The organism is Streptomyces sp. NPDC004629 (assembly GCF_042873595.1).
In the GTDB taxonomy this organism is placed as follows: domain Bacteria; phylum Actinomycetota; class Actinomycetes; order Streptomycetales; family Streptomycetaceae; genus Streptomyces.
This window is the reverse complement of record NZ_JBIALO010000018.1, coordinates 173121-181376: the sequence shown is the minus strand read 5'-3', so window position 1 is coordinate 181376 and position 8256 is coordinate 173121. Positions and strand designations below refer to the sequence as shown.

The following is an 8256-nucleotide window of genomic DNA, read 5'->3' as shown; positions in this document are numbered from 1 at the left end:
CGCCGAAGAACATCGAGCTCGCCGCATAACCCAGAAACCCCGAACCGCCTCAAACCCGACATAGGCGCCTTGACGAACGACATAGAGGCACCCCCCGGGGGCAACCGCCAGCCGTCGGCCGCCGCGCCGTCGTGGTTGATCGCGCCGTTCCCCGCGCCCCTCCGGGGGCAACCGCCAGCCGTCGGCCGCCGCGCCGTCGTGGCTGATCGCGCCGTTCCCCGCGCCCCTCCGGGGGCAACCGCCAGCCGTCGGCCGCCGCGCCATCGTGGCTGATCGCGCCGTTCCCCGCGCCCCTTCAGGGGCGGCTGCCGGTCGTCGGCCGCGGCGCCGTCGTGGTTGGTCGCGCTGCCCTTTGGGGTGCCCTCTGTGGCGGTTTGGGTCAGGTGGTGGGGACGCAGCGGCCGTTTTCTGTGTGGTAGTGCCACTTTGCGCCGTCGCGGACGAGTTGCCGTACGGCGGTCACGAAGCGCTCGACGTGTTCGTCGGGCGTACCCGCGCCGAAGCTGACGCGGATCGCGTTGAGGGACTTCTCGCCGGGCGCGGCCTCCGGGGCGCCGCACTCGCCCTGGGACTGCGGGTCGCTGCCCAGGAGGGTGCGGACGAGGGGGTGGGCACAGAAGAGCCCGTCGCGGACGCCGATGCCGTACTCGGCGGAGAGCGCGGCCGCGAAGTGGGAGCTGTTCCAGCCCTCGACCACGAAGGAGAGCACGCCCACCCGGGGCGCGTCGTCGCCGAAGAGGGAGAGGACCCGGACCTCGGGGACCTCGGCCAGGCCCGCACGGACCTTCTCGATCAGGTGCCGCTCGCGGGCGACCAGGGTGTCGAAGCCGGCCTCCGTGAGGGCCTTGCAGGCGGAGGCGACGGCGTAGGCGCCGATCACGTTCGGCGAGCCGGCCTCATGGCGGGCAGCCGTCTCGTGCCACTCCACGGCCACGCTCCCGTCCGCCCGCCGGGTGACCGTACGGCTCGCCCCACCGCCCGCGAGGTACGGCTCGGCGGCGCGCAGCCAGTCGGCGCGTCCGGCGAGCACGCCGGTCCCGAACGGCGCGTACAGCTTGTGTCCGGAGAAGGCGACCCAGTCGACGTCGAGATCCCGTACCGACACCGGGTGGTGCGGGGCGAGCTGGGCGGCGTCGAGGACGATCCGGGCGCCGTGCGCATGCGCGGCGGCGGCCAGCTCGCGCACCGGCCACAGCTCACCGGTGACGTTGGAGGCGCCGGTGACGCAGACCAGGGCCGGGCCGTGCCCGTCGCGGCCGGCCAGCGCCGCGTCGAGGGTCGCGACCGCCTGCGCCGGGGTGCGCGGTGCGTCGAGGTAGCTGACCTGGGCGTCCTTCCAGGGCAGCAGTGAGGCGTGGTGCTCGGTCTCGAAGACGAAGACCTGACAGTCGGCCGGGAGCACGGCCGCCAGCAGGTTGAGCGAGTCGGTGGTGGAGCGGGTGAAGATCAGCTGGTCGTCGGGGCGGCAGTCCAGGAACTCGGCGATGGTCGCGCGGGCGTTCTCGAACAGGTCGGTGGACAGCTGCGAGAGGTAGCCGGCGCCGCGGTGCACGCTGCCGTAGTAGGGGGCGTAGGCGGCCACGTCGTCCCAGACACGCTGGAGGGCGGGGGCGCTGGCCGCGTAGTCGAGGGCGGCGTAGGTGACCTCGCCGCCGGTGACGAGCGGCACGGTGACATCACGGCCGAGGACGGGCAGCGGGGCGCGGACGGACTGGGCGGAGGCAGCGGTGGAGACGGACATGGCACAACTCCCGTGAAAGCAGGCGGAATTCACCACGCGAGGAGACACCTGCGGCATCGGGCAGGGCTCGACGTGGGGAGGAAAAAGGGGTATGCGGAGGCGGGGCTCTGCGGCCCTATCGCATTCGCTTGCTCACGAGAGGCTCCCTCGACGACCAGGACCCCTGGGCTTGTCACTCAGCAGAGTGCGAGGGGTCCGCGCTTGCCGCAGACCTCGCTGCCTACGGCCTGGTCTTCACCCGGGGCACCCCGCCACGGACGGAGGGTTGCCGGACAGTCGGCCGGGGCCGAATGACTGTCGCTCATGACCTGATGGACATCCTGCCACACGATCATCGATGCGCAAGGCGCGGTCCGGATCCTGGACCACGCCCTGCGTCACATCGCCGTACGGGGCTTCACGCGTGGCTGGCGGCGGCCCAGCGTGCGAGCGTCCGGCGGGCCGCGCCGGAGTCGATCGCCTCGGCGGCCTTCGCCATGCTGGCCCGGATCTGCTCGGCCAGCGGCCCGCTCCCCGGTTCCAGGGCGACCAGGGCCGCCGCCGAGTTCAGCAGCACGGCGTCCCGCACCGGGCCCGTCTCGCCGTCCAGCAGCCGCCGGGCCACCCCGGCGTTGTAGGCGGGGTCGGCGCCGCGCAGCGCCGCCACGGGGACCAGGTCGAGGCCGACCTCGCGCGGGTCGAAGACATCCTCGGTGACCTTGCCGTCGCGCACCACCCAGACCCGGGAGGTGGCGGTGGTCGTCAGCTCGTCCAGGCCGTCGTCCCCGCGGAAGACCAGCGCGGACGAGCCGCGTTCGGCCAGCACCCCGGCGATGAGCCCCGCCATCCGGGTGTCGAAGCAGCCGATCGCGGAGGCGGTGACCCGGGCCGGATTGGTCAGCGGGCCGAGGAGGTTGAACGAGGTCGGAATCCCGAGGTCCCGCCGGACGGCGCCGACGAACCGCATCGAGGGGTGGAAGGTGGCCGCGAAACAGAAGGTGATCCCGGCCTCCTCGACCACCCGCGCCACCCGTTCCGGCGTCAGATCCAGGTTGATGCCGAGCTGTTCGAGCACGTCGGAGGATCCGCTCGCCGAGGAGGAGGCCCGGTTGCCGTGCTTGACGACCTTCGCGCCGGTCCCCGCGAGCACGATGGCGGACATCGTGGAGATGTTGACCGTCTTGGCCCGGTCGCCGCCCGTGCCGACGATGTCGACGGCCGGACCGGGGATGTGCAGCGGCTTGGCGTGCTGGTACATCGCCTCGACCAGGCCGGTGATCTCCTCGACCGTCTCCCCCTTGGCCCGCAGCGCCACCAGAAAGCCGGCGACCTGGGCGTCCGCGGCCTCGCCGGACATGATGCGGTCCATGGCCCAGGCCGTGTCACCGGCGCTCAGGTCCTGGCCGCCGAGCAGCGTGCTCAGCAGGTCGGGCCAGGAACGGCCCGCCGCGGTGTCGCCTCCAGCGGGGGTCACAGCGCTCATCAGCCGCTCCGGTCGTCGGTCGTCGTCAGGTACGGATCGGCTCCACCCTATCCATCCGGCGGATACCCGAGGGGCCCCGTCCGAACACCGGACGGGGCCCCTCGCGCGTGGCGTGGCGTGCGCAGCGATCAGTGGTGGCCGTGGCCGCTCGTGATCTCCTTGTACTCCTCGACGGTGGGCTTCGGGATCTGGGCGTCCTCGCCGTAGTAGGCGTCGCTGAGCTTGGCGCGCAGCTTCTCGGCCCCCTTCACCTTCCGCTCGACACCGTTCTCGTCGACCGTCGGACCGACCTCGGCCGGCTCGTACTGGTGGTGGGCCGTGAGGGTGTGCAGCTGCTCCTGGGTGAGCGGCTCGTGGACCTCGATGAACTCACCGTGCGGCAGGCGCTTGATGATGCCGGTCTCGCGGCCGTGCAGCACCTTGTCGCGGTCGCGGCGCTGCAGGCCGAGGCAGATCCGCTTGGTGGCGATGAACGCGATGACCGGTCCGACGAAGAAGAAGATCCGGACGAACCAGGTGACGGCGTTGATCGACAGGTGCAGATGCGTGGCCCACAGGTCGTTGCCACCGCCGACCAGCGTGATCATGTAGACGGTGATCCAGGCGACACCGAACGCGGTCCGGGTCGGGGCGTTGCGCGGGCGGTCCAGGATGTGGTGCTCGCGCTTGTCGCCGGTGATCCAGGACTCGATGAACGGGTAGACCGCGATCGCCGCCAGGACCAGCGGGAAGACGACCAGCGGGATGAAGACGCCCAGGACGAGCGTGTGACCCCAGAGGTTGATCTCCCAGCCCGGCATGAAGCGGATCAGACCCTCGGCGAAGCCCATGTACCAGTCGGGCTGGGCGCCGGTGGACACCTGGTCCGCACGGTAGGGGCCGATGGCCCAGATCGGGTTGATCTGCGCGACGGCCGCGATGGCCGCGATGACACCGAAGACCAGGAAGAAGAAGCCTCCGGCCTTGGCCATGTAGACCGGCAGCAGCGGCATGCCGACGACGTTCTTCTCGGTCTTCCCGGGGCCCGCGAACTGCGTGTGCTTGTGGTAGAAGACCAGGATCAGGTGGCCCACCACCAGGCCGAGCATGATGCCCGGCAGCAGCAGGATGTGGACCGAGTAGAACCGGGCCACGAAGTCGTGGCCGGGGAACTCGCCGCCGAAGAGGAAGAACGACAGGTACGTGCCGACGATCGGCACGGACAGGATCGCGCCCTCCATGAAGCGGACACCGGTGCCGGAGAGCAGGTCGTCCGGGAGCGAGTAACCGGTGAAACCGGTGAACATGCCGAGGACGAACAGCAGGAAGCCGAACAGCCAGTTGATCTCACGCGGCTTGCGGAACGCACCGGTGAAGAACACGCGCATCATGTGCACGAACATGCCGGCGAGGAAGATCAGCGCCGCCCAGTGGTGGATCTGCCGGACCAGCAGACCACCGCGCACGTCGAAGGAGATGTGCAGGGTCGAGCTGAACGCCTCGGACATCAGCTGGCCCTGCAGCGGGACGTACGAGCCGTGGTACTCCACCTCGTTCATCGACGGGTGGAAGAACAGCGTCAGATACACACCCGTGAGGATGATGATGATGAAGCTGTACAGGCAGACCTCGCCCAACATGAACGACCAGTGGTCGGGGAAGATCTTGCGCATGTTGGCCTTGGCCAGGGAGTAGATCCCGAGCCGGCCGTCGGCCCAGTCGGCGACGCGCTCGCCGGCCGGTGCCTTCCCGCGAGAGCGGGACTCTTGGTTCGATGCAGTGCTCATCCGCGCTCCCAGAAAGCAGGACCGACGGGCTCCGCGAAGTCGCCGAGCGCCTGGAGGTAGCCCTCGTCGCTCACGCCGATGCGCAGCTGCGGCAGGGCGTGACCGGCGGGGCCGAAGATCACTCGGGCACCGTCGGAGAGGTCGAAGGTGGACTGGTGGCACGGGCAGAGCACGTGGTGCGTCTGCTGCTCGTACAGCGAGATCGGGCAGCCGACGTGGGTGCAGATCTTCGAGTAGGCCACGATGCCCTCGTGCGACCACTCAAGCTCGCGCTTGTCCTTGATGTTGTCCGGCTGGATCCGGACGATCATCAGGGCCGCCTTGGCGATCTCGTTCTGGAAGTTCTCGTCGTGCTCCTCCAGGCCCTCGGGCTTGGCGAAGGTCAGCGAGCCGACGGCGACGTCCGAGGGACGCAGCGGCTCGTTGGTGTTCATGTTGACGAGCAGCGTGCCGTTCTTCCACATCGTGTGGCGCAGCTTGCTCTCGGGCAGCGGGCCGAGGTCGCGCAGCAGCACGACGCCGGAGAGCGGCACCAGGGTGAGCGCGCCGAACATCGTGTTGCGGATCAGCTTGCGGCGGCCGAGCGCGGACTCCTTGGCGCCCTGCTTGAAGTCCTCGTGCACCTTGGCACGGACCTCGGGGGACGCCTCGATCGCGTGCCGCTCGTCGGCGATCTCCGCGTCGGACATCAGGGTGCGGGCCCAGTGGACCGCGCCCGCGCCGATGCAGAACAGCGCCGCGCCGAGCGTCATGCCGAGCGCGAAGTTGAGCGCGCTGATGTGACCGATCGGGAAGACGAAGATCGACTTGTCGTGCGGGATCGCCACGTACGCGGCGATGAAGCCGACGGTGGCCAGCATCGACACCGTGAACAGCAGGGCGACGACCCGCTCGGACCGCTTGGCGGCCCGCTCGTCGATGTCCTGGATACGGTGCTCGTGCGGCGGCAGCCCCGGGTCGGCGAACGGATCCTTCTCGTCCGCGACGCTCAGCGCGCCGGCCTGCTCGGCGGGCAGGTTCTCTTCTGGAATGTCTTGGCTACTCATGACCTCTTGGCCTTTGCGGTCCGAGCGGCGACCCAGACGGCGACCGCGACCAGTGCGCCCAGTCCGAAGATCCACGCGAACAGACCCTCGCTGACCGGTCCGAGACCGCCCAGAGACAGGCCACCGGGGTTCTCGGTGTCACTGCTGTTGACCGCGTCCAGGTACGCGATGATGTCCTTCTTGTTCTTCTCCGACAGCGTGGTGTCGGGGAAGGAGGGCATGTTCTGCGGGCCGGTCTGCATGGCCTCGTAGATGTGCTTCGGGTCGACGCCTTCGAGGTTCGGCGCGAACTTGCCCTTGGTCAGCGCACCGCCCTTGCCGGTGAAGTTGTGGCACTGCGCGCAGTTGGTGCGGAACAGATCACCGCCCTTGGCGATGTCCGCGCCCTCCGGGCCGTACTGCGCCTTCGTCGGCACCTCAGGACCGGCGCCCAGCGAGGCGATGTAGGCCGCGAGCTGGTCGATCTGGGCCTGCGTGTAGATGTTCTTCTTGCTCGGGACCTGGGCGCCCTGGGAGGTCGCGGCCGGCATCCGGCCGGTGCCCACCTGGAAGTCCACGGCCGCGGCGCCCACACCCACGAGGCTCGGCCCGTCGGAGGAGCCCTGGCCACCGGTGCCGTGGCAGCTGGCGCAGCCGACCGAGTAGAGCTTCTTGCCCTCCTCGATGGTCAGGGACTGGGCGGTCGTGTCGGCCTGCGCCTTGCTCGCGGGCGCGAACGCGGCGTACAGCCCCCCGGTGGCCGCCAGCGCGAAGAGTAGGACGACGACCGCCGCCAGCGGATGGCGTCGTCGTGCGGAGAGCTTTTTCACGGATTACCCCGGTGTCAGGATCTTCTGCGTCGATGCTTCTGTGGTGGATCGGTGGCCGTCGTCCGGCGCGCCGATTTACTTGATCAAGTAGATCGTGGCGAAGAGGCCGATCCAGACGACATCGACGAAGTGCCAGTAGTAGGACACGACGATGGCGGCGGTCGCCTGCTCGTGCGTGAACCTCTTCGCCGCATAGGTGCGGCCGAGGACCAGCAGGAAGGCGATGAGCCCGCCCGTCACGTGCAGGCCGTGGAAGCCGGTGGTCAGGTAGAACACGGAACCGTACGGGTCGGAGGACAGCGAGATGCCGTCCTTCTTCACCAGCTCCGTGTACTCGTAGATCTGACCGCCGATGAAGATCGCGCCCATGATGAAGGTGACGATGAACCAGCCGCGGAGCTTCTTCACGTCACCGCGCTCGGCGGCGAACACGCCGAGCTGGCAGGTGAGCGAGGAAAGCACCAGGATCGTGGTGTTCGTCGCCGAGAAGGGCACGTTGAGCGCGTGCGCCATCGACTTCCAGTGGGTCGGTCCCGTCACCGATCGCAGGGTGAAGTACATCGCGAAGAGGGCCGCGAAGAACATCAGCTCGGAACTCAGCCAGATGATGGTTCCGACGCTGGTGAGGTTCGGCCGGTTGACCGACGGGTGCGCGTGCCCGGTTTCTACTGTCGTTGCTGTCGCCACGCCCGACATTATGTCGGTCGCTTATCCCGCCCTCACTCCCGGGGGTGCCGTTCGGAGTGTCCGCCCCTGTCATACCGGTGTTGACATGGTGTTCATGGGAGTAGCATCCGGCCCAACGGCCTTGCCCGCACGACGCCGACGTCTCGGAGGAACAATGCAGCCGACCGCCACGGTGCTGGTCTACAGCGACGACTCCACCACCCGCGAGCAGGTACGGATGGCCACCGGCCGGCGGCCGGCCCCCGATGTGCCCCTGGTCGAGTTCGTGGAGTGCGCGACCCCGGCCGCCGTCCTGCGTGAGTTGGACCGCGGCGGGATCGACGTCTGCGTGCTGGACGGTGAGGCCGTGCCGATGGGTGGCATGGGGGTCTGCCGGCAGATCAAGGACGAGGTGTTCCACTGCCCGCCGGTGCTGTTGCTGATGGGACGGCCCCAGGACGCGTGGCTGGCCACCTGGAGCCGGGCCGACGCCGCGGTGACCCTGCCGGTTGAGCCGGTGGAGTTCGCGTCGGCGCTGGCGTCTTTGCTGCGGTCGAAGCGGCTCGCTCCGCTGTAGGGGGCGGCTGCGGCTGCGTTGTGGCTGGTCGCGCCCCCCGGCAGGGCCGCATGCCGTCCGGCGGCTGCGGCTGCGGCTGCGGCTGCGGCTGCGTTGTGGCTGGTCGCGCCCCCCGGCAGGGCCGGATGCCGTCCGGCGGCTGCGGCTGCGTCGCGGCTGGTCGCGCCCCCGGCAGGCCGTGCAACGCCT

Annotated in this window: 7 protein-coding genes and 1 riboswitch; of the genes, 1 reads left to right on the top strand and 6 read right to left on the bottom strand. The window is 69.6% G+C overall.

Features of this window, described 5'->3' with window-relative positions:
* Positions 1–379: 379 nt before the first annotated feature.
* The 6 genes from ACFYTE_RS26655 to ACFYTE_RS26630 form a co-directional block, all read right to left on the bottom strand.
* A complete protein-coding gene (locus ACFYTE_RS26655) occupies positions 380–1741 on the bottom strand; it encodes an aminotransferase class V-fold PLP-dependent enzyme (protein ID WP_388715281.1) in 1362 nt (453 codons plus the stop codon).
* 192 nt (positions 1742–1933) lie between these two features.
* Positions 1934–2050, bottom strand: a riboswitch (SAM riboswitch).
* Positions 2051–2138: 88 nt separating this feature from the next.
* Positions 2139–3203, bottom strand: coding sequence for an anthranilate phosphoribosyltransferase (trpD, locus tag ACFYTE_RS26650; protein WP_388715279.1), 1065 nt, complete (start codon positions 3201–3203; stop codon positions 2139–2141).
* A gap of 128 nt (positions 3204–3331) precedes the next feature.
* Positions 3332–4969 (bottom strand): cytochrome bc complex cytochrome b subunit, encoded by a 1638-nt coding sequence (locus ACFYTE_RS26645; protein WP_388715276.1) that lies wholly within the window; start codon positions 4967–4969, stop codon positions 3332–3334.
* Entirely contained in the window at positions 4966–6015 is a 1050-nt protein-coding gene (locus ACFYTE_RS26640; protein WP_388715274.1) for a Rieske 2Fe-2S domain-containing protein, read from the bottom strand. The genes ACFYTE_RS26645 and ACFYTE_RS26640 overlap by 4 nt, the downstream gene beginning before the upstream one ends.
* Positions 6012–6824 carry a c-type cytochrome gene (locus ACFYTE_RS26635; RefSeq protein WP_388715272.1) on the bottom strand — a complete coding sequence of 271 codons (813 nt, stop codon included), beginning with the start codon at positions 6822–6824 and terminating at the stop codon, positions 6012–6014. The genes ACFYTE_RS26640 and ACFYTE_RS26635 overlap by 4 nt, the downstream gene beginning before the upstream one ends.
* A gap of 75 nt (positions 6825–6899) precedes the next feature.
* Positions 6900–7520: a heme-copper oxidase subunit III gene (locus tag ACFYTE_RS26630; RefSeq protein ID WP_388715269.1), complete on the bottom strand. Its 621-nt coding sequence runs from the start codon at positions 7518–7520 to the stop codon at positions 6900–6902.
* A 145-nt stretch (positions 7521–7665) separates the two neighbouring features.
* On the opposite strand from ACFYTE_RS26630, the gene ACFYTE_RS26625 reads away from it, so the two are divergent.
* Entirely contained in the window at positions 7666–8067 is a 402-nt protein-coding gene (locus ACFYTE_RS26625) for a hypothetical protein (RefSeq protein WP_388715266.1), read from the top strand.
* Positions 8068–8256: the final 189 nt, after the last annotated feature.